This window comes from Campylobacter sp. JH32, assembly GCF_017846535.1.
GTDB lineage: Bacteria > Campylobacterota > Campylobacteria > Campylobacterales > Campylobacteraceae > Campylobacter_D > Campylobacter_D coli.
This window is the reverse complement of sequence record NZ_JAEQBS010000001.1, coordinates 113083-136065: the sequence shown is the minus strand read 5'-3', so window position 1 is coordinate 136065 and position 22983 is coordinate 113083. Positions and strand designations below refer to the sequence as shown.

General features: G+C 33.1%; 20 protein-coding genes. 15 read left to right on the top strand and 5 right to left on the bottom strand.

The features are described from left to right. Positions 1-23 precede the first annotated feature (23 nt). The 14 genes from KAR67_RS00660 (at position 24) to KAR67_RS00595 (ending at position 16183) form a co-directional block, all read left to right on the top strand. Entirely contained in the window at positions 24-689 is a 666-nt protein-coding gene (locus tag KAR67_RS00660) for an ABC transporter ATP-binding protein (RefSeq protein ID WP_002776215.1), read from the top strand. Continuing rightward, on the top strand, positions 676-1482 hold the full coding sequence (locus tag KAR67_RS00655) for an FtsX-like permease family protein (RefSeq protein WP_002776224.1): 807 nt from the start codon (positions 676-678) through the stop codon (positions 1480-1482). Before KAR67_RS00660 ends, KAR67_RS00655 begins: the two co-directional genes overlap by 14 nt. After that, positions 1479-2681: a M23 family metallopeptidase gene (locus KAR67_RS00650; protein WP_002786036.1), complete on the top strand. Its 1203-nt coding sequence runs from the start codon at positions 1479-1481 to the stop codon at positions 2679-2681. The genes KAR67_RS00655 and KAR67_RS00650 overlap by 4 nt, the downstream gene beginning before the upstream one ends. A 51-nt stretch (positions 2682-2732) precedes the next feature. After that, complete coding sequence (gene pyrH / locus KAR67_RS00645) at positions 2733-3449, top strand: UMP kinase (RefSeq protein ID WP_002776232.1); 717 nt, start codon at positions 2733-2735, stop codon at positions 3447-3449. A gap of 13 nt (positions 3450-3462) precedes the next feature. Further along, positions 3463-3687, top strand: a complete 225-nt coding sequence (locus KAR67_RS00640) for a DNA-directed RNA polymerase subunit omega (RefSeq protein ID WP_002776235.1) — start codon at positions 3463-3465, stop codon at positions 3685-3687. Then, on the top strand, positions 3671-5866 hold the full coding sequence (locus KAR67_RS00635) for a bifunctional (p)ppGpp synthetase/guanosine-3',5'-bis(diphosphate) 3'-pyrophosphohydrolase (protein ID WP_004284955.1): 2196 nt from the start codon (positions 3671-3673) through the stop codon (positions 5864-5866). The genes KAR67_RS00640 and KAR67_RS00635 overlap by 17 nt, the downstream gene beginning before the upstream one ends. Before the next feature lie 15 nt (positions 5867-5881). Then, positions 5882-7087, top strand: coding sequence for a tyrosine--tRNA ligase (tyrS, locus tag KAR67_RS00630; protein ID WP_002786039.1), 1206 nt, complete (start codon positions 5882-5884; stop codon positions 7085-7087). Continuing rightward, positions 7084-8175, top strand: a complete 1092-nt coding sequence (locus KAR67_RS00625) for a nitronate monooxygenase family protein (protein WP_002776244.1) — start codon at positions 7084-7086, stop codon at positions 8173-8175. The genes tyrS and KAR67_RS00625 overlap by 4 nt, the downstream gene beginning before the upstream one ends. After that, the gene (locus tag KAR67_RS00620) at positions 8175-10124 is read left to right on the top strand and encodes an N-acetylmuramoyl-L-alanine amidase (protein ID WP_004284956.1); all 1950 of its coding nucleotides are present in this window, start codon (positions 8175-8177) and stop codon (positions 10122-10124) included. The genes KAR67_RS00625 and KAR67_RS00620 overlap by 1 nt, the downstream gene beginning before the upstream one ends. After that, the gene (mnmC, locus tag KAR67_RS00615; RefSeq protein ID WP_162284554.1) at positions 10121-11956 is read left to right on the top strand and encodes a bifunctional tRNA (5-methylaminomethyl-2-thiouridine)(34)-methyltransferase MnmD/FAD-dependent 5-carboxymethylaminomethyl-2-thiouridine(34) oxidoreductase MnmC; all 1836 of its coding nucleotides are present in this window, start codon (positions 10121-10123) and stop codon (positions 11954-11956) included. Before KAR67_RS00620 ends, mnmC begins: the two co-directional genes overlap by 4 nt. Positions 11957-12088: 132 nt before the next feature. After that, on the top strand, positions 12089-13228 hold the full coding sequence (locus KAR67_RS00610) for a hydrogenase small subunit (RefSeq protein WP_002776249.1): 1140 nt from the start codon (positions 12089-12091) through the stop codon (positions 13226-13228). A gap of 5 nt (positions 13229-13233) precedes the next feature. Next, positions 13234-14949 carry a nickel-dependent hydrogenase large subunit gene (locus KAR67_RS00605; protein WP_002776252.1) on the top strand — a complete coding sequence of 572 codons (1716 nt, stop codon included), beginning with the start codon at positions 13234-13236 and terminating at the stop codon, positions 14947-14949. Positions 14950-14960: 11 nt separating this feature from the next. Then, positions 14961-15653 (top strand): Ni/Fe-hydrogenase, b-type cytochrome subunit, encoded by a 693-nt coding sequence (gene cybH / locus KAR67_RS00600; RefSeq protein ID WP_002790049.1) that lies wholly within the window; start codon positions 14961-14963, stop codon positions 15651-15653. Beyond that, the gene (locus tag KAR67_RS00595) at positions 15650-16183 is read left to right on the top strand and encodes a HyaD/HybD family hydrogenase maturation endopeptidase (RefSeq protein WP_002780939.1); all 534 of its coding nucleotides are present in this window, start codon (positions 15650-15652) and stop codon (positions 16181-16183) included. Before cybH ends, KAR67_RS00595 begins: the two co-directional genes overlap by 4 nt. 1 nt (position 16184) lies before the next feature. On the opposite strand, the gene recR is transcribed toward KAR67_RS00595, so the two are convergent. From recR to KAR67_RS00580, 3 genes are read right to left on the bottom strand one after another with little or no spacing between them, the layout of a single operon-like run. Beyond that, positions 16185-16760, bottom strand: coding sequence for a recombination mediator RecR (recR, locus tag KAR67_RS00590; protein WP_162284553.1), 576 nt, complete (start codon positions 16758-16760; stop codon positions 16185-16187). Further along, on the bottom strand, positions 16750-18000 hold the full coding sequence (locus KAR67_RS00585; protein ID WP_052778670.1) for an ArsS family sensor histidine kinase: 1251 nt from the start codon (positions 17998-18000) through the stop codon (positions 16750-16752). The genes recR and KAR67_RS00585 overlap by 11 nt, the downstream gene beginning before the upstream one ends. After that, a complete protein-coding gene (locus KAR67_RS00580; RefSeq protein WP_002776259.1) occupies positions 17997-18668 on the bottom strand; it encodes a response regulator transcription factor in 672 nt (223 codons plus the stop codon). Before KAR67_RS00580 ends, KAR67_RS00585 begins: the two co-directional genes overlap by 4 nt. Positions 18669-18814: 146 nt before the next feature. On the opposite strand from KAR67_RS00580, the gene dnaJ reads away from it, so the two are divergent. Then, positions 18815-19939, top strand: coding sequence for a molecular chaperone DnaJ (gene dnaJ, locus KAR67_RS00575; RefSeq protein ID WP_002798986.1), 1125 nt, complete (start codon positions 18815-18817; stop codon positions 19937-19939). A 136-nt stretch (positions 19940-20075) separates the two neighbouring features. Here the strand turns inward: dnaJ and porA are convergent, their stop codons facing one another. Both porA and KAR67_RS00565 read right to left on the bottom strand, forming a co-directional pair. Next, positions 20076-21353 (bottom strand): group 3 major outer membrane porin protein PorA, encoded by a 1278-nt coding sequence (gene porA / locus KAR67_RS00570; protein WP_170876419.1) that lies wholly within the window; start codon positions 21351-21353, stop codon positions 20076-20078. 281 nt (positions 21354-21634) lie between these two features. Continuing rightward, a complete protein-coding gene (locus tag KAR67_RS00565; protein ID WP_002790053.1) occupies positions 21635-22978 on the bottom strand; it encodes a sodium-dependent transporter in 1344 nt (447 codons plus the stop codon). Between the last annotated feature and the right edge of the window lie 5 nt (positions 22979-22983).

The following is a 22983-nucleotide window of genomic DNA, read 5'->3' as shown; positions in this document are numbered from 1 at the left end:
TTTTGAAATTCAAAGAGGATGGGATGTCAAATTTAATTCAAGCGCATAAACTTTCTTTAGGTTATGATGAATTGGTTATTAAAGAAGCCAGTTTCACTTTTAAAGATGATGATTTTGTTTTTATTACAGGTAAAAGTGGAAGTGGAAAAAGCACTCTTTTAAAATCTTTTTACGGGGACTTAGAACTCCTTTCAGGGCAGCTTGAAGTATGTGGATCTTTCATGCGAAAGATTGGAAATTCAGAGCTTTTAAAATTGCGTCAGCAAATTGGTATTATTTTTCAAGATTATAGACTTATACAAGAATACAGCGTAGAAAAAAATGTGATGCTTCCTCTTATGATTAAAGGTTATAGTAAAAAAGTTTGTCATGATCAAGCAAGTAAGCTTTTAAAGCATGTAAATTTGACATTTAAAGCGGATAAATTGCCCAATCAACTAAGCGGAGGAGAGCAACAAAGAGTAGCTATGGCTAGAGCTTTAGCACACAATCCTAAGCTTTTGCTTTGCGATGAGCCTACAGGAAATTTAGATGAGTATTCTTCAGATATCATTTGGACACTTTTAAAATCAGCTAGAGAGCTTTTAGGTACTTGTGTTGTAGTGGTTACGCATAGAATTCCGAGCAATTTAAGACTGAATTATCGTCGTTTTAATATAGAAAATGGAAATATGAATGAAATTTTTTAAAACCCACTTATCTTTGATTTTGCCTTTGCTTTTTATGATGTTTGCTTTTGAGTTTATTTTACTTACAAATGCTACTTTAAGACATTATGAAGAGCTTGTCAATAAGGACTATAATATCATCGTTGCAAGCTCTGCTGAGCTTGATAAGAATGTTATCAAAACCAAACTTTCTTCCTTTTCTAGTTTGGAGCCATTAGATCCTAAAGATTTGATAGATCGTTTAAAAAACGATATTTCTGATAAAAATTTAAAAGTTTTACGAGATTCTTTACCTAAATTTTATAGCATCAAGCTTGATTATTTGCCTACACAAAATGAGCTTAATACCATTAAAAACCAGCTTTTAAGCATACCAAGTATTAGTAAGGTCGAGACTTTTGCTAAAACGCATGATAAGGTTTATTCTTTGCTTGTTTTGATGAAATTTGTATTTTGGTTGTTTTTATTTATCATTATCTTGCTTTCTTTTGTTTTGTTTTTAAAACAAATGAGAATTTGGCTTTTTGAACACACTGAACGCGTAGAGATTATGTGTTTGTTTGGTGCGCCTTTTTGGTTTAGATCTTTTATGCTATATAAGATTGTGGTTTTGGATTGTTTTATTGCTTTTATTATTTTATTTGTATTTTTTACACAAATTTATAATCTTTCTATAGTCCAAGATAGCCTAAAAGCGGTTGATATTATCTTGCCTCCTATTAATTTTATCGTGCATTTGGGCGTGATTTTTTTAGTGACTTTGTTTATATGTTTATTCTGTGTAAATTCGGTGATGTTTAGGGTGAAAAAATGAGAAAAATTCTAATTTTTCTTTGTTTTTTTTTATTGTCCAATGAAATGCATGCTAATGCCATTAGTGAAAAAACTAAGAATTTAGAAGAAAATAAACGCATTCAAGAGCAGGTAAATAAAAAGCTTGAAGATTTAGCCAATGATATATTAAGTGGAGAAAAGAGCTTGAAAGAGTTAAGTGCTCAAATTGAAACTCTTAATTCTCAAACTCTCAAGCTTGAAGCTCGAGCCAAGGCACAAAATAAAGACTTAAATTTACTCACAAGTCAAAACACAGATCTTTTGAAAAATAAAGCCAATATGGAAGGCAAACTTATAGCCTTGATGGCTAAGGATTTTGCCTATGATTTGCCTATACCGCAAGGTTATGTTGAAAGCAAGGAAAGTTTTATGGCTTTTGAGGTTTTGGGTGGCTTGGATAAAATTTTGCAAGATGAAATTTTTAAACTTTCTAAGGATTATGAAGATATAAGTAAATTAATCGATGATAAGCAAGAACAAATTAAAAAAATTAATGAAGATTTAAAAGATTACAATACCCAATTAGCAAAACTTCAAAATTTAAGACAAAAGCAAGTCAGTGAGATTAAAAAACAAAAAACCGATCGGGCAATTTATGCTAAAAAACTTGAGAATTTGCAAGATCAGCAAGATGAATTAAGAAAAACCTTAAATCAATTAAAAATTATAGAAAGCAAGCAAGAGGATAAAAAACAAAGTCAAAAAACTGCCAGCGATAGCAAAATTGTCAATAATACTCAAAAAATTCGCCAAATTGGATCTAGCTACCAAGGAAGCTCTACTAAGCGTTATACAGGTAAAAAAACTATAGCCCCTTTAGAATCGTTTACCGTAAAACAAAAATTTGGAAATTATATCGATCCTGTTTATAATATTAAAATTTTCAATGAAAATGTTGTTTTAAGAAGCAATAAAGCCGATGCTGTAGTGAAAAGTGTTTTAGATGGAAAGATAGTTTTTGCCAAAGATACAAGTATGCTAGCAAGAGTTGTGATAGTCGAACATGATAATGGAATTCATACTATTTATGCACACTTAGATAAGATAGCACCTAATATCAAAGTCGGTAAAAATGTAAAAAAAGGTGCGGTAGTGGGTAGGATAAAAAATGATTTAACTTTTGAAGTAACACAAAAGAATTTTCATATCAATCCTTTAGAACTTATTAGTTTAAATTAGCTAATTTTAATGCAATTTTCAATATAATTTCAAGTTGATTAAGGAGAAAAAATGCAAGAGAGAAAAAGAGTTTTAGTAAAATTTTCAGGAGAAGCTTTAGCCGGAGAAAATGGTTTTGGTATTGAAAATTCTATTTTAAAATTCATAGCAAATGAGATTAAAGAACTGGTTAAAAACAATATAGAAGTAGGCATAGTGATAGGGGGTGGAAATATCATTCGCGGTGTTTCAGCAGCCAAAGGCGGTCTTATCAAACGCACAAGCGGCGATCACATGGGAATGCTTGCGACTGTTATTAATGCTATTGCTATTCAAGAGGCTTTAGAAAGTTGCGGACTTGATGTGAGAGTACAAAGTGCGATTCAAATGGAAGCTTTTTGTGAAACTTATATTATGAGAAGAGCTCAAAGACATTTAGAAAAAGGTAGGGTTGTAATCTTTGCCGCAGGAACGGGAAATCCTTATTTTACAACCGATACAACAGCTATCTTAAGAGCGGTTGAGATTGATGCACAAATGGTTATTAAAGCAACAAAAGTAAACGGAGTTTATGATAAAGATCCTAATAAATTCGATGATGCAGTATTTTTACAAACCCTAAGCTATGATGAGGCAATGCAAGATAATATTAAAGTTATGGATGATACTGCAATCGCTCTAGCTAAGGATAATTCTTTGCCTATAGTTGTATGTAATATGTTTGAAGAAGGAAATTTGCTTAAAATTATACAAGGCGATAACAGTCTTTGTTCTATAGTTAAAAATTAATCAAGGAGAACTAATGGAAAACAGAATCGAAGAAATAGCAGCTAAAGCTCTAGAAAGAATGGGAGATGATCGCTACCGTCTTTCTTTGGTTGTTGCAAAAAGAGCAGAACAATTAGCCGATGGTGCAGCACCTTTAGTGGATATTGATAAAAGTAAATTAAAATTTGCAGATATTGCTTTATATGAGATAGCAGAAAATAAAATCACTTTAGAGGGTCTAGTTGAAACCAGTCGATGAGGAATTATTGCTCGAAAAACTCATTGAAGATATTAAAAATTGTAGAGATTTAACAAGAGCAAAAGAACTTCTTTTTAGCATTTGTCAAGAGGATGCTATTGTAGAAAAAGCTGTGGATTATTGCATAAAGTCCCACGAAGGTCAGGTTAGAAAAAGCGGAGAACCTTATGCAGTTCATCCCATCTTGGTTGCAAGCTTGGTTGCTTTTTTAAGTGAAAACAAAGCCACAATTTTGGCTGCGCTTTTACATGATGTGATCGAAGATACGCAATGTACCGAAGAAGAACTTAGGGATCAGTTTGGATCCGAAGTTTTAAAGCTTGTTTTAGGTCTTACAAAGATTGTAGAAATCAGAGAAGATAATCTCATTCCTTCAAAATCAAAAAAAAGTTTAACCAAATCCGCTCTTACATTTAGAAATATGCTTTTAGCAAGTATTGAAGATGTCGGGGTTTTGGTGGTAAAACTTTGCGATAGACTTCACAATATGCTAACCTTAGATGCTTTAAGAGAAGATAAGCAAAAGCGTATTAGCGAAGAAACTTTGGTCGTTTATGCACCCATAGCACATAGACTTGGAATTTCTAGTATTAAGAATTATTTAGAAGATTTAAGCTTTAAGTATTTGATGCCTGATGAGTATAAGCTTATCGATAATTATATTAATTCAAACGACCAGCAAATGCAACTAGGACTTAATGAATTTATTTCTAAAATCGAGCTTTTATTTCTTAGCAATGGCTTTAGGCAAGGAAGTTTTCAAATTCAAAAACGCATCAAACACAGTTATTCTATCTATCTTAAAATGCAAAGAAAAGGTGTGGGTATAGAAGAGGTACTTGATTTGCTTGGTGTACGAATTTTGGTTGAAAATGTGAGCGATTGTTATTTGGCTTTAGGGGTTTTGCATACAAATTTTAATCCCTTGGTTTCGCGTTTTAAAGATTACATAGCTTTACCAAAACAAAATGGCTATCAAACTATACATACCACTCTTTTTGATACAAAAAATATTATCGAAGCACAAATTCGTACTTTTGATATGCATAAAATCGCTGAATTTGGTATAGCTGCACATTGGAAATACAAAGAAGATGGGAGTGTTGTAGCCCCGCGACTTGATTGGCTTACTGATATTTCGATGCAAAGTACGAACAATCTTGAAAACGCAGAAGATTATAATGCTATCGAGCTTTATGAGTATGCAAAAGATAGTCTTTATGTAGAAGATGTGGCTGTTTATTCTCCAAAGGGTGAAATTTTTACTTTGCCAAGAGGAGCTACTGTGCTTGATTTTGCTTATGAGGTGCATACTAAAGTAGGACTTCATGCAAAAAGTGCTTATGTTAACCGTGTAAAAGTCCCTCTTTTAACCGAGCTTAAAAATGGAGATATAGTAAGGGTTGTAACTTCCAATGATAGGTTTTATCGTTGTTCTTGGGTTGATAGTGTAAAAACAGGAAAAGCAAAAGCGAGCATAAGAGAATTTTGTAAGCAAAAAATGAGAGAAATCAATCTTTTAAGCGCGATTAATATGTTAAGTTTTATTTTTAGTGTAGATAAAAACAAGATAGAAAATTGGATTGAAAGAGAGAATTTAGGCAGACGCATACGACAAGTAGCCAGTGATAGTGCTTATTTGAAAGATATAGTCAATGGGCTTAAAAAATACGCTAAAAAATCTTATTGGTTTGACAAATACGAAATCAAAGAACAAAAGATTGGGAATTTTTTATTGTATTCTAATCATAAAATTGCTAATGTGGATTTTGATTACTGCTGTCATCCAAAAAGAGGCGATGCTGTACTTGCATTTATTGAAAATGGAAATGCTATAGTTCATCATAAACTCTGCGATAGGGCAGATAAGATGATAGACAATAATAAAGACATGGTTTTGATTAAATGGGATTCTAATATCCCTAAATCATACAAATTAATCTTTTCTTTAGAAAATAAAAAAGGAATTTTAGCAGAGTTTTTGGCAGTTTTGGCTAAAATGCAGATTAATTTATTAACGATTAGTTTGTCAAGTGATATTAATACAGTGGTGGATTATTTTGAGATCACGATAGAAATTCCTGACAATATAAATCCTGATAATGTCCGAGACAGGTTAAAATCTTATTGTAAAATTTTAGATTTTACTTCATTAAATGACGCTTATAAAGAAGCTTAAACTAAAAGGTAGAAAATGGATATAAAAAATATACTTGCAGAAATCAAACGAGGGTGCGCAGAAATCATCGATGAGGAAAGAATTGAAAATTTGATTAAAAATTATTACGAAAAGGGAGAAAATTTTTTCGTAAAAGCAGGATTTGATCCTACAGCACCTGATTTGCATTTAGGTCATAGTGTGGTTTTAACCAAAATGGCATATTTGCAAAAACACGGAGCTATAGTTCAATTTTTAATCGGTGATTTTACAGGACAAATTGGCGATCCTAGTGGAAAAAGCGTTACGCGTAAAAAACTTGATAAGGAACAAGTATTACAAAATGCTAAGACTTATGAGGAGCAGGTATTTAAGATTTTAGATCCGCAAAAGACACAATTAAAATTCAATTCTCAATGGCTTAACGAACTAGGAGCTACTGGGATAGTAGAGCTTACTTCGACCTTTAGTGTAGCAAGAATGCTAGAGCGTGATGATTTTACGAAGCGTTTTAAAGAGCAAAGCCCTATTTCTATATGTGAGTTTTTATATCCTTTACTTCAAGGATATGATAGTGTTGCTTTAAAATGCGATATAGAAATGGGCGGAACAGATCAAAAATTCAATCTCTTAATGGGAAGAACCCTGCAAAGAATTTACAATATCGGAAAAGAACAAGCTGTGATGATGATGCCTCTTTTAGAAGGCTTAGATGGTGTAAATAAAATGAGTAAAAGCTTAGGGAATTATATCGGCGTTACAGAAAAAGCTAATGATATGTATGCTAAAATTCTAAGTATTAGTGATGAGTTAATGTGGCGTTATTATGAGCTTTTAAGTACTAAAAGTTTAGAAGAAATTGAAAATATGAAAAAAGAAATTTCTAGTGGCAATTTACATCCTAAGCTTGCTAAGGAAAATTTGGCGCTAGAGATTACTACGCGTTTTCACAATGAAGAAAGCGCTAAGGCTGCAAAAGCCGAATTTGACAGCGTACATAGCGGAAATGCTTTGCCAAGCGATATAAAAGAATTTGAGATAGAGGGTGAAATTTGGCTTGCTAAAGCTTTAGTAGAATGCGGTTTGGAAAATTCTACCTCTGCAGCAAGAAGAAGCATTAATGCAAATGCGGTGAGTGTAAATTCACAAAAAGTAAGCGATGAGCAAATGCAACTTGGCACAGGGGAGTATATTTTACAAGTAGGTAAGAGAAAATTTGCAAAATTAAAGGTGAATATATGAGTTTAAAATCCCTTCAAATAGGAAAACACACTATAAAATATCCCATTTTTCAAGGTGGAATGGGGCTTGGTATAAGCTGGGATAAATTGGCTTCAGCAGTGTCATTAAATGGCGGTCTTGGTATCATCTCATCTGTTGGAACAGGATATTATGAAAATCGCACCCATATTAGCAAAGAATTGAATGCTAAGCCTTATGGTAGTGAAAATTTTTATTCACGAGAAGGCTTGCAAACTTTGATAAATAATGCAAGAAAAGTTTGCGGTGATGCGCCTTTGGGTTGTAATATTTTATGCGCAAGTAATGATTATGCAAGAATTGCTCGTGATGCTTGTGAAGTGGGTTTTAATATTATAGTTTCAGGTGCTGGACTTCCTACCAATTTACCTGAATTTACAGCAGATTTTCCTGATGTTGCTTTAGTTCCTATAATCTCTTCACCTAAGGCTTTAAAAATCATCTGTAAAAGATGGCAAAGTAGATACAACCGTCTGCCTGATGCTGTTGTGCTTGAAGGACCTAAGAGCGGCGGACATCAAGGTTTTACCTATGAGCAATGTTTAGATCCTAATTATCAACTTGAGAATTTAATCGCACCTGTGGTTGAAGAGGCTAAAAATTGGGGTTCTTTTCCAGTGATTGCAGCGGGTGGAATTTGGGATAAAAAAGATATAGAAAATGCCATTTCTTTAGGTGCTAGCGGGGTTCAAATGGGAACTCGTTTTATAGGTACTTTTGAATGCGATGCAAGTGATGAGTTTAAAAATGTATTGCTTGCATGTAAAAAAGAAGATATAGAACTTATCAAATCTCCAGTGGGATATCCTGCAAGGGGAGTAAGGACTAATTTACTTGATTTAGTCGATAAAAGAATGGGACCAAAGATCAATTGTATCAGCAATTGTGTAGCGCCATGTGGCCGAGGCAAAGAGGCGACAAAGGTGGGTTATTGTATAGCAGATAGGCTTTTTGATGCATGGTCGGGAAAAAAAGAAACAGGATTATTCTTTACAGGAGCCAATGGCTATCGTTTAGAAAAATTAATCAGTGTTAAAGAGCTTATGGATAAACTCGTCAATGGTGAATAATGTTTAGAATTTTAGTTTTTTGTATCGCACTTTTTAGTATTTGTTTTGGGGCATATGAAAATGAGCTTGCTAATTTTGATAAGAATTTTATCGCGTCAAAAAATGATGCTCAAGTTAAGTTCCATCATCAGCTAAAAAGTCTTTATATACAAAGTGTGATCAATGAAGATGAAAAAACTAAAATTGAAATTTTAAAAAGATTGATTATAAGTTCTAATGCTTTAAATTTGGATGATAAATCTTATGCGAACGAATTAGAAGAAAGCGGAGTGAGTAAGGCTAGCATCAATGCTTTAAGAAAAGCTGTGATTAAGGATAAGCAAAAAGTTCAGCCTGATTCTAAAAATGTCGAGGTTTCAAGCTTTGAACCTCCTAAAAGTACTTCAAAACCCCCACAAACCAAACAAGAAAGCACAAAAACACAAAACAATAAACCCCAACAGACAAAAAAAGTAGATAAGGTTTATGTTTTAAAATCAAGTAAGACAAGTCAAGGAGTGGTACTTGATTTAAATACCAATTTAGAGCAAAAAGATATAAAAAGTTTTGCCTTGGATGAAAAAGGAAATTATCGTTATATCAGTGATTTTGAGGGTATTTTAGAAGGCGGAAGAAAAGAATATAAATTTGATGATTATCGCATAGTAATTTCACAATACAATCCTAAGATGATTCGTATCGTTGCTTATGCTAAGGAAAAAATTCCTCTAAACTTTGATTTTGAAGATGAAAAAATAAGTATTTCTAAAAAATCACAAGCTATACAAAAAAGTACTCCGAGTAAGCAAGAGTCAAAAACAGCAGCAAAACAAGAAAGTGAAAAAGTAGTCGCAAAACAAGAGTCCAAACCAGTTAAAACTCAAGAAGCTAAAACAAATACCAAAAAAGAACAAGAAAATGATGAACCTTTATATGTTTTAGATGTAGATAAAAGTTCTAATTCTGTTGTTTTAAATTTAAGCGATGAGCTTGATGAAAAAGATATTACAAGTTTTAGCACAAAAGATCAAAAATTCTTTAGACAAGTAGTGAGCTTTCAAGGAATTTTAGAAGGTAGTCGCAAGAATTTTACTTTTGGGCAAAATGCTGTTACAGTTACTCAGTATAATCCAAAAACAGTTCGTATTGTACTCAGCTCAACTAAAGAATTTAAGCTTTTTAAAGATTTAGATGATAAAAGTTTGACTTTAGGTTTTAGTGGCAGTACAAGCAAAAGCACTTCAAAAACTGCTAGTAAAAATGTTTTAAATTCTAATTTCAAATCCGATAAACTCATAGTCTTAGATGCAGGACATGGGGGTAAGGATAGCGGTGCTTTAAGCGATAAAAAAGGGAGTTTAAAAGAAAAAGATATAGTTTTAAGCACGACCTTAAAGCTTGGAAATGAGCTTAAAAAACGCGGTTATAAAGTACTTTATACAAGAAGTTCAGATAAATTTATCAATCTTAGAGATAGAACAAAATATGCCAATGATAAAAGAGCGGATTTGTTTTTATCTATCCATGCAAATGCAGCGCCTAATGCATCAAAAGCAAAAAGCAGTGAGGGTGTGGAGACTTTTTTCTTAAGTCCTGCTAGAAGTGAAAGAAGTAAAAAAGCTGCTGAAAAAGAAAATCAGGGTGATTTTGAAGAGATTAATTATTTTTCAAAGCAAAGTATTTTGAATTTTTTAAACAGAGAAAAGATCGTGGCTTCAAACAAACTTGCTATAGATGTGCAAAAAAATATCTTAACCCAAACTCGTAAGAAGTATAAAATTGTCGATGGTGGAGTAAGAGAAGCTCCTTTTTGGGTTCTTGTTGGAGCTCAAATGCCTGCTATTTTGATAGAAATTGGATATATCACTCATCCAAGTGAGGGAAAAAGAATCGCAAATAAAAGTTTTCAAGACACTTTGGTTAAGGGTATAGCTGATGGTGTGGAGAATTATTTTTATAACAATAGATGAAAAAAGCTAATTTAATCTTTAAAGACAATACCCCATTTTCTTTGGATTTTGATGATTTTTATTTTAACTCAAAAGATGGTTTAAATGAGAGCAAATTTGTTTATAGTGAGGCTTTTGAATTTGAAGAAAATGATACATTTATCATTGCTGAAAGTGGCTTTGGTATAGGGCTTAATTTCTTTTTAACCCTTAAAAGATTTCTTCAAGCAAAGAAGCGTCCTAAAAAATTATTTTACACCAGCATTGAGGGTTTTTATATTGAAAAAGACAAGCTTAGAGAAATTTATCAAAAGCTTGGATTTTATGAAGAATTTAAAGAAATTTTAGAAGCTTTTTTAAAGTTTTATCCTAAGGCTAAAAAAGGGTATTATCGTTTTTATTTTAAAGATTGTTTTTTGGATTTAATCTTTGATGATATTGCTATTCTTAGAGAGCTTGATTTTAATGCTGATGTTTGGTTTTTAGATGGTTTTTCTCCGAGTAAAAATTCAGCCATGTTTGATGAAAATTTCATAGCTCAAGTTGCTCGACTTTCAAAGACTAATACCCAAATTTGCACCTTTTCTGCTTCGAGTGCTTTGCAAAAAAATCTTATAAAATATGGCTTTGAAATCCAAAAAACCAAAGGTTTTAGAAAGCGAGAGATGATCAAAGCTTTTTTACGCAAAGAATATCCAACCCTAGATAAAGAAGCTTATTTTCAAAGAATTCCAAGTTTATATAAAAATAAAAAAGTAGCCATCATAGGTTCGGGCATATGTGGTGCAACTTTAGCTTATGAGCTTTCTTTGCGTGATTTTGAAGTCAGTGTTTTTGAAAAAAACGATAGTTTAGGATGTGGCGCAAGTGGCAATGAAAGTGGAATTTTAAGCTCTTTGATTTTAAAGCCTGATGTTGCTTTGGGTGAATTTTCTCAACTTGCTTTTATCGAGGCGAGTCGTTTTTATAAGCAAATTTTAGATTTAAATCTAAAAGGAGTGATAGAATTTGCTCATACTCCTTTGATGCAAGAGCGTTTTATAAGCCAAAAAGATAATATTTTATTTAAGATTGATAAGAATGAAGCTTTTTTAGAAGATGGCGGACACATCAAGCCTAAAGAAATTTTAAAATCTCTTTTTGAAAAAAGTCAAGCAAAAATGTATTTTAATCACGAATATGATTTTTTTCAATACCAAGAAGACAAATTTATTTTGCATTTTAAAAACCAAAAAGCAATGCAAGATTTTGATATTTTAATCTATGCTATGGGTGCTGATACTAAGGATTTTTTAGTTTATGATGGAATGCTTTTAAGTAAGGTTAGAGGACAGGTTACTCATCTAAAACCTTTTTTGGATAATGCATTTGCCCTTTCTTCAAAAGCTTATATTTGTCCTAGTGATGGGGATTTGCAAGTTATTGGCGCAAGTTATAATAGGCTGAATTCAAATCCAAATCCACAAAAAGCCGATGATGAAGAAAATTTGCAAAACATACAAGAGTTTTTAAAAGGCGATGAGGAAATCATCATCAAAGGCTCTAGAGTAGGTTTTAGATCTTATTCTAGCGATAGGTTTGCTATTGTGGGAGCAGCTTATGATGAAGCTTTTTATAAGCAAGAATATAAAGCTTTATTATGGACAAAAAACAAGGCGCAAGTTCTGCCTCAAAATATCCCTAATTTATATCTTAATCTTGCTCATGGCTCAAGAGCTTTTAGCACTTCTGTTTTGGCTGCAAGATATCTTTGTGCTTTGATTAACGAGGAGCCTTTGGGGGTGTTTAAAAATTTTATTCCTTGTATACATCCTGCAAGATTTTTGATCCGCAAGCTAAAGAAAGGGATATAAATTTTTTAGCTTTTATTAATATATCTTTAAGTTTTGTTTATATTTTTCTATTGAAATTTAAATTTTAATACATTTTTAATTTGCTTTGTTTTATTATTAAGTGGAATAAATTACATTAATTAAGGAATTTCAATGATTGATTATAATCAAATAGAGTCCCGTTTAAGCGCACTTGAGAAACTTCCTTCTTTAAATCCTGAAAATTCTATACCAAAAGCTTTGGAAAGATCTGGCTTTACTAGAAGAGATTTTATGAAATGGGCAGGGGCGATGACAGCATTTTTAGCATTGCCAGCGAGTTTTACCCCTATGGTGGCAAAAGCTGCAGAACTTGCAGATAGACTTCCTGTGATTTGGCTTCATATGGCTGAATGTACGGGCTGTAGCGAGAGTTTATTAAGAAGTGATACTCCAACTATTGATAGCTTAATATTTGATTATATTTCTTTAGAATACCATGAAACCGTTATGGCTGCAGCGGGTTGGCAGGCTGAAGAAAATTTAGAAAGTGCCATTGAAAAATATAAAAACAAGTATATTTTAATGGTTGAAGGTGGTATCCCTATGGGAGATACAGAGAATTTTTTAACCATAGGGCCACATGGAAAGAGTGGATATGAGCTTTCTAAAGTAGCGAGTGAAAATGCTTTGGCGATTTTTGCGATAGGAACCTGTTCGAGCTTTGGCGGAATTCAAGCTGCAAGACCAAATCCAAGCAATGCTCAACCTCTAAGCAAGGTAACAAGCAAAACCGTTATCAACGTGCCAGGTTGTCCGCCAAGTGAAAAAAACATAGTAGGAAATGTTTTACATTATCTTCTTTTTGGTGAGTTACCTGCGCTTGATGTTTATAATAGACCAAAATGGGCTTATGGTTTAAGAATTCATGATCTTTGTGAAAGACGCGGACATTTTGATGCGGGTGAATTTGTACAAAACTTTGGCGATGAGGGTGCAAAAAATGGTTATTGTCTTTATAAAGTAGGTTGTAAAGGTCCTTATACTTTTAATAACTGCTCTAGAGAAAGATTTAACCAACACACTTCTTGGCCTATCCAAGCAGGACATGGCTGTATAGGTTGTTCTGAGCCAAATTTTTGGGATACTATGGGACCTTTTGAAGAGCCTATGGCAAGTCGTAAATTTGATACTGTTTTTGGATTAGGAGCTGATAATGTATCAGATAAAATAGGCATAGGTGTTCTAACGCTTACAGGCGTTGCTATCGCAGCGCATGCGGTGATCGCATCCATGAAAAAGAATGAGGAATAAAATACATGAGTCAAAAGATAATAGTAGATCCAATTACAAGAATAGAAGGACACTTAAGGGTTGAAGTTGTTGTTGATGATAACAATGTGGTAAAAGAAGCTTATGCGGGCTCTACTTTGTGGCGTGGTATTGAAACCATTGTTAAAGGGCGTGACCCAAGAGATGCGGGTTTTATGACGCAAAGAATTTGCGGAGTTTGTACTTTTTCACATTATAAAGCAGGTATAGTTGCTGTTGAAAATGCTTTAGGTATTACTCCGCCTTTAAATGCGCTTTTAACAAGAACTTTAATGAATGCAGCGCTTTTCTTACACGATCATATCGTACATTTTTATCAACTCCATGGGCTTGATTGGGCAGATGTTGTAAGTGCTTTAAGTGCTGATGTTAAAAAAGCAAGTGATGAGGCTTTTAAATACACTTCAAATCCTTATGCAACAGGTGCAGATAAACTTCTTGAAGTGCAACAAAGACTTAAAACTTTTGTAGATAAAGGAAATTTAGGACCTTTTGCAAATGCTTATTATGGTCATCCTACTTATCGCTTAACTCCAGAGCAAAATTTGATCGTTTTATCGCATTATTTAGAGTGTTTAAGAATTCAAAGAATCATAGCTCAATGTATGGCTATTTTTGGTGCTAAAAATCCACATCCACAAAGCTTAACCGTTGGTGGTGTAACTTGCGTTATGGATTTGCTAAGCCCTGCTAGAATGGGTGAATATATGGAAAAATTCAAAGAAGTGCAAGACTTTGTTAATCGTGCGTATTATCCTGATCTTGTTATGGCGGGAAAAGCTTATGCAGATGAACCTAGTGTGCTAAATGATATTGGGGTAAACAATCTTTACACTTTCCAAGAATTCCAGCTTGGTAGAGATGAGTGGCTATTTGAAAGCGGAATCATCAAAAATGGCGATTTAAGCAAGGTATATGAAGTAGAAGAAGATAAGATCACTGAAGAAGCGACCCATTCTTGGTATGCAGATAATGAGCCTTTGCATCCTTATGAGGGTAAAACAAATCCAAATTATACAGGGCTTGTAGAGGGTGAAAGTGTAGATCATCATGGAAATACAGTGCATTCTAAGGTATTTGATACTAAGGGTAAATATAGCTGGATTAAGGCTCCACGCTATGAAGGAAATCCTATGCAAGTAGGACCTTTGGCTAATATCGTTGTAAATTATGCTAAGGGTAATCAAAATGTTGTTCCTGTGGTAGATGAGTTTTTAAAAGAAACAGGACTTCCTTTAAATGCTGTATTTAGCACTCTTGGAAGAACTGCTGCGCGTTGTTTGGAAGCAAAAATTGTAGCTAATAATGCTTTAAAAGCCTTCCGTAATTTAGTAGAAAATTTAAAAGTAGATGAGAGCACTTGTGCGCCTTATGTGATCGATAATTCTAAAGAGTACAAAGGACGCTATATGGGGCATGTGCCACGCGGAACGCTAAGTCATTGGTGCAGGATTAAAAATGGAGTGATAGAAAATTGGCAAGCAGTTGTTCCTTCTACTTGGAATGCAAGTCCAAAAGACGCAAATGGCGTAGGTGGAAGTTATGAGCAATGTTTGATAGGACTTAAAATCGCTGATGTAAAACAACCACTTGAAATCATTAGAAAAATTCACTCTTATGATCCTTGTATTGCTTGTGCGGTGCATGTAATGGATACTAAGGGAAATAATCTAAGTGAATATAAAGTAAACGCGAGTTTATAAAAGGGGCTTTTATGCAAAATAAAGAAGAAAAATTGCAAAGAAAGGCTGAATATGAATTTAGCATAGGTTTGCGTTTAACACATTGGGTAAGAGCTTTTGCTATAGTGGTTTTGGTTATAACAGGATATTATCTTTCTTATGTTTTTCAAAATCCTATAAGTAATGGTGAGCCAGTTAATTTCATGCAAGCAAAATACAGAATGGTGCATCAAGCCGTCGGTTTTGTTTTGATTGCTTGTGTGATTTTTAAAGTTTATCTTTTCTTTTTTGATAGGATAAGTCGTAAGGAGCGTATCAGCATAGTAGATGTACTTAATCCAAAATTATGGATAGAGCAGATTAAATTTTATCTATTTTTAGGTAAGCATCCACATCTAAAAGGTGTTTATAATCCTTTGCAGTTTGTAACCTATATATTTTTCTATATTGTTATGGTGGGGATTATTTTAACAGGATTGATTCTTTATACTCATACTTACCATGAGGGTTTGGGAGGATTGTTGTATGAAGTGTTAAGACCTTTAGAAGCCGCACTTGGAGGCTTGGCTGATGTTAGAACTTATCATAGAATTTTAATGTGGGTTATTTTAATCTTCGTACCCGTTCATATCTACATGGCATTTTTCAATGCGATCAAAGGTAAAGATGGTGCGATTGATGCTATAGTTAGCGGTTATAAATTTGTTAAAGAAGAGAAAAATTGAAATTTCTTGTCCTTGGTATAGGAAATATTATGTTTGCAGATGAAGGCATAGGCGTTCATCTTTGCAAACTTTTAGAAAAAAATTATAAATTCACTCATTCAAATCACAGCTTAGATTTTGTCGATGGAGGCACCTTGGCCTTGCAACTTAGCTATATTATCGCAGAGTATGATAAGATGATAGTGCTTGATTGTATAGATGCAGATGATTCAAAAATCGGCGATGTATTTTTCTTTCCTTATGATGCAATGCCTAAAAAGATCAATTGGAGTGGTAGTGCGCACGAAGTAGAAATGCTTCAAACCTTACAATATATGGAGCTAATGGGAGATTTGCCTCATACACAAATTTTAGCTTGTGTTCCAAAGCGTATCAAGCCTATGAGTTTTACTCTATCGCAAGAGATTGTTAGCGCGGGTGAAATTATGGAAAAAACTTTGCTTGAGTATTTAACTAAAGAGGGTTTTAGTTATGAAAAAATAGCAAATCATTCTTTGCAGGAATTAGCTGACATTTCTTACAAAAACTGATTTAAACTTTGGTGCGAAAATTGATGGCTTTGTTTAGAGATATAAAGTCAACATTTTCTAAATTTACTCCACTTGGAATACCTTGTGCGATTTTGCTAAATTGTAAATTTAAATCTTTAAGCCTACCTTCTATATAAAAAATCATTGCATCGGAATTTAAATTATGAGTGAAAGCAAAAATGAGTTCTTTGCTTTGTAATTTTAGTATCATTTGTCTTAATTGAGCAAGCTTTTCATCGTTTAATTCATCTAAAACAAAATACAAGCCCCCATAACTTTTACTCTCTTCTATAACCAAAACATCTTTAGGGCTTTGCACTATACATAAGCAATTTTTATCCCTTTCATCATCGGTGCAAATTTCACAAAGTTCGTTTTCGCTTAAAGACCCGCATTGTTGACAAGGTTTTATAAAACGTATAGCATTTTCTATATTGTGTGCGAGCTTCATACCTTCGAGTTGATTTCCTGTGCAAATATGATAAGCAAGGCGAATAGCAGTTTTTTTACCGATAGTGGGTAATTTTGCAAAACTTTCTACAAGTTCGTTAAATTTTTCTATACCCTTATGCGTCATTGTTTGTTTTTACTCCGAAAAAAATTTTAAAACAATGCTTACCTTCTTCGTAAAAATAAATAATATCAAAATTATGTAGTTTGCATACTTCAAAAACGATATAAAGTCCTAAGCCCATACCTTTGACTTTCTGATATGGTTCGCGTGTAAAAGCCTCAAAATAATGCTCTATAGGTTCTCTTAATGGATTGCCAGGATTTTTTATCACAAAACATTCTTTACAGCAATAAAGCTCACAAGTTCCATTGCTAGAATATTTTAAAGCATTATCAATGAGATTTTTTAAAATCAAAGGAAAAATTTCCATATCTACATTAATCAAGGCATCGTGTTTTAAATTGAGCTTGACGACTCTATTAAAATCATCACGCATCAAATAATCTTTAGCTTCATTGAGTATGGTGCTAAAATGCACAGGTTTAAACTGAAGATTGTAGTTTTTTGAAAAAAGATTTTCAATTTTGGCAAATTCATTAATCAATGAATCCATTCTTAAAAAAATATCGATCAATCTTTCTTTCTGCTTTTCTTCTTGCAGCATTTCAGATATAATCCTACCTTTTCCAATAGGCGTTTTAAGCTCATGCATGATGGTGCGTAGAAAAAGTTGTCTTGATTGTATGAGTTCTTGATTTTTCTTAAAAGCTTTTTGAAATTCAAGGGCTATTTTACCTACTTCATCTTCTTGATAATTCTCAAAATCAGCTTTTCCGCCATTAGCCACTTCTGCGACCTGTTTTCTTAATTTTTTAAGTGGTTCAAGGGATTTTAATACTGAAAAATACATAAAAACAACCAAAAAAGAAAAAAAGAAAAAGCCTATCAACAAAAGATTATAAACTCTATTGTTAGTATCTTCTTCAAATAAAGCGCTAAAGTCTTTGCATTGGACATCAAGATAGAGTTTGTTTTGATATTTTAAAGAGGTGAGAGTGCAGGCATTTTCTCCATTTCCTGCGCGAAAAAGGCTTTGTCCTTCTAGTCTTGCGATTTTTACAAAATAGTCATTTTGTATAGCAACAAAGCCGCTATTGTTAAGATGAGCTCCTATATCCACTCCAGAAGCATTGTCATAAGAATTGATGATATTTTTTATAAAACTTTCTTGTTTAAAACCTTCTTCTTCGCTGTAGGTATTGCTTTCTATTTTTAAAAGCACGATAAATAAAACGCAAACCAAAAAGAAAGTTACAACAAATAAAATAACAAGTTTGGTATAAATAGAATAATTTCTAGTCATCCTATAAGTTTATATCCTATACCTCTAACTGAAAATATATGTTTTGGAGCTTTAGAGCTATCATTTATCTTAGTTCTTAAGCGACCGATGATAACATCAAGGCTTTTAGAATCTTTATCTTTAAGATTTTTACAGCGACTTACAAGCTGTTCTCTAGATACACTATAGCCGTGTTGCTGGATGAGATATTCTAAAATTTCATATTCCGCAGGGGTTAGAGTTAAGACTTTGTTTTGATAAGTGATTTCGTGTTTTCTTTCATCGATTTTAAAAGCTGAATTGATATTTTCATTGTTGGTATTTTCAGCTCTTTTTGTGCGACGAATAAGACTCATGATTCTTGCGTGCATTTCTTTTGGATCGTAAGGTTTTGGTAAATAATCATCCGCGCCAATTTGGAGCCCTACAACCTTATCGCTTAAATCTCCTCTAGCAGATGAAATGATGATAGGAATATTGTATTTTTGTCTGATTTCTCTACAAACTTCAAGGCCATCAATTCCAGGTAAGGTTAAATCTAAAATTAAACAATCATAGCCTTGTATACCTACATTTAAAGCTTCTTTAGGATTTTCAAAATTTGTGATTTTGATATTAAACTGAGTTAAATATTCTGACAATAATTGGGCAAAATCAGGATCATCTTCTATCATCAACACATTAATCATTTTGTTATCCTTTATTATTTATGGTAAGATTTATATATTTACATAATTTTATTTAAATTTTGATAAATTATTGAGTTTATTTTTGCTAAAATTATATTTTTTATTTTTACAAATTTTATAAATATTTTATTATTTAAAGGAAAAATATGGAGTTAAGCTACTATGAAATTTTAGAAATTACTCAGAGTGCTGATAAAGATACCATTAAAAAAGCTTATAGAAAAATGGCTTTAAAATACCACCCCGATAGAAATCAAGGAGATAAAGAAGCCGAAGATAAATTCAAGCTTGTAAATGAAGCTTATGAAGTTTTAAGCAATGAAGAAAAACGCGCTATTTATGATAGATATGGCAAAGATGCTTTAAAAGGCGGTGGCTTTGGATCAGGGGGAGCAGGTTTTGGTGGCTTTGAAGATTTGGGTGATATTTTTTCTAGTTTTTTTGGTGGCGGTTTTGGTGGATCATCGCAACGCCGCAAAAAATCAAGTGATGAAAAATTTCAAGCTGAACTTGTAGTAAATTTAAAACTTAGTTTTAAAGAAGCGGTATTTGGCTGTAAAAAAAATATAGATTTTACTTACAAATCTTCATGTAAAACTTGTAGCGGAACAGGAGCTAAGGATGGAAAACTTCAAACTTGTCCAAAATGTAAGGGCAGGGGACAAGTAGGAATTTCTCAAGGTTTTATCACTTTTGCGCAAACTTGTCCTGATTGTAAGGGGAGCGGAGAAAGCGCAAGTGAGAAATGTAAAGATTGTAAGGGTAAGGGTTATGAAGAGCTTAAGGATAGTGTAGAAGTAAACATCCCTGAAGGTATAGACAATGGGATGAATTTAAGAGTTGCAGCTAAAGGCAATCTTAGCAAAAGTGGCAATAGAGGGGATTTGTATGTTAAAGTTATTGTTGAAGAGGATGATACTTTTATAAGAGATGATGAGGATATTTATATAGAATTTCCGGTATTTTTTACCCAAGCTATATTAGGACAAAGTATAAAGGTGCCTACTATACGAGGGGAAGCGACTTTAAATTTGCCAAAGGGTGCAAAGGATGGACAAAGATTTGTGCTTGAAAGAGAGGGTGTAAAAGATGTGCATAGCTCTCGCATAGGCAATCAAATCGTACAAATTGCTATCAAATTTCCAAATTCACTCAATGATGAGCAAAAAGAACTTTTAGAAAAACTCAGCGAAAGTTTTGGGATAAAAGATGGTATGCATCATGAACAAAAAGGATTGTTTGAAAAAATAACCCATTGGTTTAAATCTTAATTTTCTTCAAGCTTTTTAGCTTGGGAAAATTTCTTTGAACTTAAGCTAGAAAGATATTTTATATAAATTTAAGTTTTAAAAAGAAGACATAAAAAAAGGTGGAGTAAAACTCCACCTCGATAGACTTTAGAGCTTCTTAGAATTTGTAAAGAGCTTGAAGTCTTACAGCGTTGTGATCACCTTCTCCATTATTGTCACTATCAACATTTACATAAGAATACCATGCTGAGAAGTTAAGTTTTGGAGAGTATTTATAGCTTACTCTTGCAACTGCTTCAAGTTTATCTCCACCACCTACATAAGTATTGCTTTCTGTTTTGGTTCCACCGTATACGAAGTCAGCACCTACACGAACTGTTTCGTTGAAAGTATAACCTGCTTTAACATAACCGAAGATATTTCTACCAGTGTCACCATTTAGTTTTGAACCATTTGTATAGAAAATTTCCTCACCTGCAAGTAAAGAGCCGATATTTCCTTGATCTTCTAATACAGTTACAGTAACTTTATCTTTTTTACCGTAGTATAAACCACCAAGAGTTGCATCCCAACCATTTACTTCAACACTACCTCTTAAACCAAAGAAGTTGCCATTTGCAGCATTACCAGCATAGTGATCATCAAGTGTGTTATCAAGGCTGTTTCCTAAATAAGCACCTTCAAGAGTCCAGTTTACTCCATCGAAAATAGTGGTGTTATAAGCTACATCTAAGGCATATAAGAAAGCATTGTCAGTCATATAAGCTAACCATAATTGTGGGTTTAATTGACCATTAAATACTTCGTAAGAACCGATAGCTGCAGCACCATAAATATTTTGGCTCCAATCTAAATATGGAGAGTTTTCGCCAGCATCAGCCTTATTATTTTTAAAGAATACACCATCGCCTTGCTCATCAGTGTTTACACTGTCAATAGCAAAAGCAGCTAGAGTTAAACCATCAATGCTGTTGTTTACTACTTTAACACCTGTTCCTACTAAACCATCGATTGCATTGTCAGTCCAGATAGTGTTGAGTTGTTGTTTACCTAGGATTACACTTGTAGCTACATCTTCATTTGTGTAAGTTAGGTATAATTGGCGAACATTTAAAGAAGTTTTTGTATTGCTAACGCTATTAGCACCATAACCACCATCTTTTGCATTATAGTCAAGTTGAACGAAAGCTTTGAAGTTGTCTGCTATAGCACCGCTGAAGTTGATTTGTGCTCTGTATTTATGCTCTTGTTTGCTGCTATTTAAGTTAGCATTTTCTAGATTAAGATCTTTTCCAAATCTACCTGATTCATATCTGTATCTTAAAACACCTGATACATCGATATCTTTGATCGCTTCTTCAAGTGGAGTAGCATTCGCCACTGAGAAAGCACCTGCAGCAAGAGCTGCTACTAAACTAAGTTTAACTAGTTTCATGAGAATTCTCCTTGTTTAAAATTAAATAAAACGCTGTAATTGTAGCACATAAATCTATAGTTTTTTCTTAAAAAGCACTTAAAATAATAAAAATTCTAATTTTTTAGAGTGGAAAATATAATAAAAATAGGCCTAGCTTGGTATTTACTAGGCCTATATTAAGGAGTTTTTCTTATGAATGTTTTCGGTTCATTTGGAAGTATAAGTCTTAAAAGTAAATGAGAAGTAATCAAACATAAAAGATGAAAATTTAATTCTCTTATGTTTATATTTATAAAAAATTAATTCGCAATTCCATAAATGAAAATCGCAAAAATGATCAAAGGTATGATGAATTTAATATAATAAAACCAAATTTTAAATCCCATGCTTTTTAATTTACCTTCATTGCTAAGCTCTTTTATGCTTTGCTCTTTGCCAAGAACCCAGCCCACATAAATGCAGCAAAAAAAGGCTGTTAAAACAAATAAAATATTTCCACTGATAAAATCAAAACTATCAAAAATATTTTTCCCTTTGATAAGAGTGATATCTCTCCAAGGTCCATAAGTGAGTATACAAGGAATGTTTCCTAGTATGAAAATCGAACCTAGGGTTAAATTAATAGCTGTTTTTTTAGAAAGTTTGAATTTTTCTTCTAAAACACTGATGATAACTTGATATATAGGCAAGCTCGTTGTTAATGCTGCGATGAGTAAAAGTATAAAAAATAAAATGCAAATGATAGTCCCAAAGTGGATATGAGAAAATGCTATAGGTAGGGTTTGAAACACTAAAGAAGGTCCTTTATCGGGCTCAAGTCCTGCTGCAAAAAGTGCAGGAAAAATCATAAAGCCTGCTAGCACAGCAATAAGAGTGTTTAAAACTCCTGTATAAATGGCGGTTTTTGCCATGTTTTCATTTTTGCTAAGATGAGATGAAAGGGTGATCATCACGCCAAAACCCAGAGAAAGTGCAAAAAAGACTTGTCCTAGAACATCGATGAGTAGTTTTGGGGATAGAATTTTGTCAAAATCAGGCGTAAGATAAAATTTTACACCATTTATAGCACCTTCAAGGCTTAAGTTGCGTCCTACAACCAGTATAAGACAAATGAAAAGCAAAGGCATGAGGAATTTAACTGATTTTTCTATACCATCTATAATGCCACGCCTTAAAATGATATAATTAATAAGAACAAAAAGTGTAGTAAAAATTCCTACGCCTAAAGGATTGAAAGAAATTTTTTCATTAAAAAAATACTCGGTAAAATCTTTGGTTATGGTATGGGAAAGATTGAAATTCCCTATGATCAACTCAAAAATATAAACAAAAACCCAGCCGCCTAAAACCATATAATAAGCCATGATACCAAAACTACCCAAAAGCCCCATATAGCCTACAAATTTCCATTTGCCCTTAAAAGCGTCGACGCTGTTTGTCATGGATTTTCTACCGATGACATTTTCAGCTAAGATAACAGGAATGCCAATGAGTATCATTGCTACGCAAAATACTAAAACATAAGCACCACCCCCATTTTCTCCTACAAGATAGGGAAAACGCCAAGTCGCACCAAAACCTATGGTTGCTCCTGCGACGGTTAAAATATAAGTAAGAGTGCTACTCCATGTTTGTCTTTGCATGCTTA

Coding starts and splice junctions, on each gene's coding strand:
- KAR67_RS00565 (WP_002790053.1), bottom strand. CDS start 22,978: ATGCAAAGACAAACATGGAGTAGCACTCTTACTTATATTTTAACCGTC.
- KAR67_RS00580 (WP_002776259.1), bottom strand. CDS start 18,668: ATGATTAATGTGTTGATGATAGAAGATGATCCTGATTTTGCCCAATTA.
- KAR67_RS00660 (WP_002776215.1), top strand. CDS start 24: ATGTCAAATTTAATTCAAGCGCATAAACTTTCTTTAGGTTATGATGAA.
- cybH (WP_002790049.1), top strand. CDS start 14,961: ATGCAAAATAAAGAAGAAAAATTGCAAAGAAAGGCTGAATATGAATTT.
- porA (WP_170876419.1), bottom strand. CDS start 21,353: ATGAAACTAGTTAAACTTAGTTTAGTAGCAGCTCTTGCTGCAGGTGCT.
- KAR67_RS00610 (WP_002776249.1), top strand. CDS start 12,089: ATGATTGATTATAATCAAATAGAGTCCCGTTTAAGCGCACTTGAGAAA.
- recR (WP_162284553.1), bottom strand. CDS start 16,760: ATGACGCATAAGGGTATAGAAAAATTTAACGAACTTGTAGAAAGTTTT.
- tyrS (WP_002786039.1), top strand. CDS start 5,882: ATGGATATAAAAAATATACTTGCAGAAATCAAACGAGGGTGCGCAGAA.
- KAR67_RS00620 (WP_004284956.1), top strand. CDS start 8,175: ATGTTTAGAATTTTAGTTTTTTGTATCGCACTTTTTAGTATTTGTTTT.
- KAR67_RS00640 (WP_002776235.1), top strand. CDS start 3,463: ATGGAAAACAGAATCGAAGAAATAGCAGCTAAAGCTCTAGAAAGAATG.
- KAR67_RS00655 (WP_002776224.1), top strand. CDS start 676: ATGAAATTTTTTAAAACCCACTTATCTTTGATTTTGCCTTTGCTTTTT.
- dnaJ (WP_002798986.1), top strand. CDS start 18,815: ATGGAGTTAAGCTACTATGAAATTTTAGAAATTACTCAGAGTGCTGAT.
- KAR67_RS00650 (WP_002786036.1), top strand. CDS start 1,479: ATGAGAAAAATTCTAATTTTTCTTTGTTTTTTTTTATTGTCCAATGAA.
- KAR67_RS00625 (WP_002776244.1), top strand. CDS start 7,084: ATGAGTTTAAAATCCCTTCAAATAGGAAAACACACTATAAAATATCCC.
- KAR67_RS00605 (WP_002776252.1), top strand. CDS start 13,234: ATGAGTCAAAAGATAATAGTAGATCCAATTACAAGAATAGAAGGACAC.
- mnmC (WP_162284554.1), top strand. CDS start 10,121: ATGAAAAAAGCTAATTTAATCTTTAAAGACAATACCCCATTTTCTTTG.
- pyrH (WP_002776232.1), top strand. CDS start 2,733: ATGCAAGAGAGAAAAAGAGTTTTAGTAAAATTTTCAGGAGAAGCTTTA.
- KAR67_RS00585 (WP_052778670.1), bottom strand. CDS start 18,000: ATGACTAGAAATTATTCTATTTATACCAAACTTGTTATTTTATTTGTT.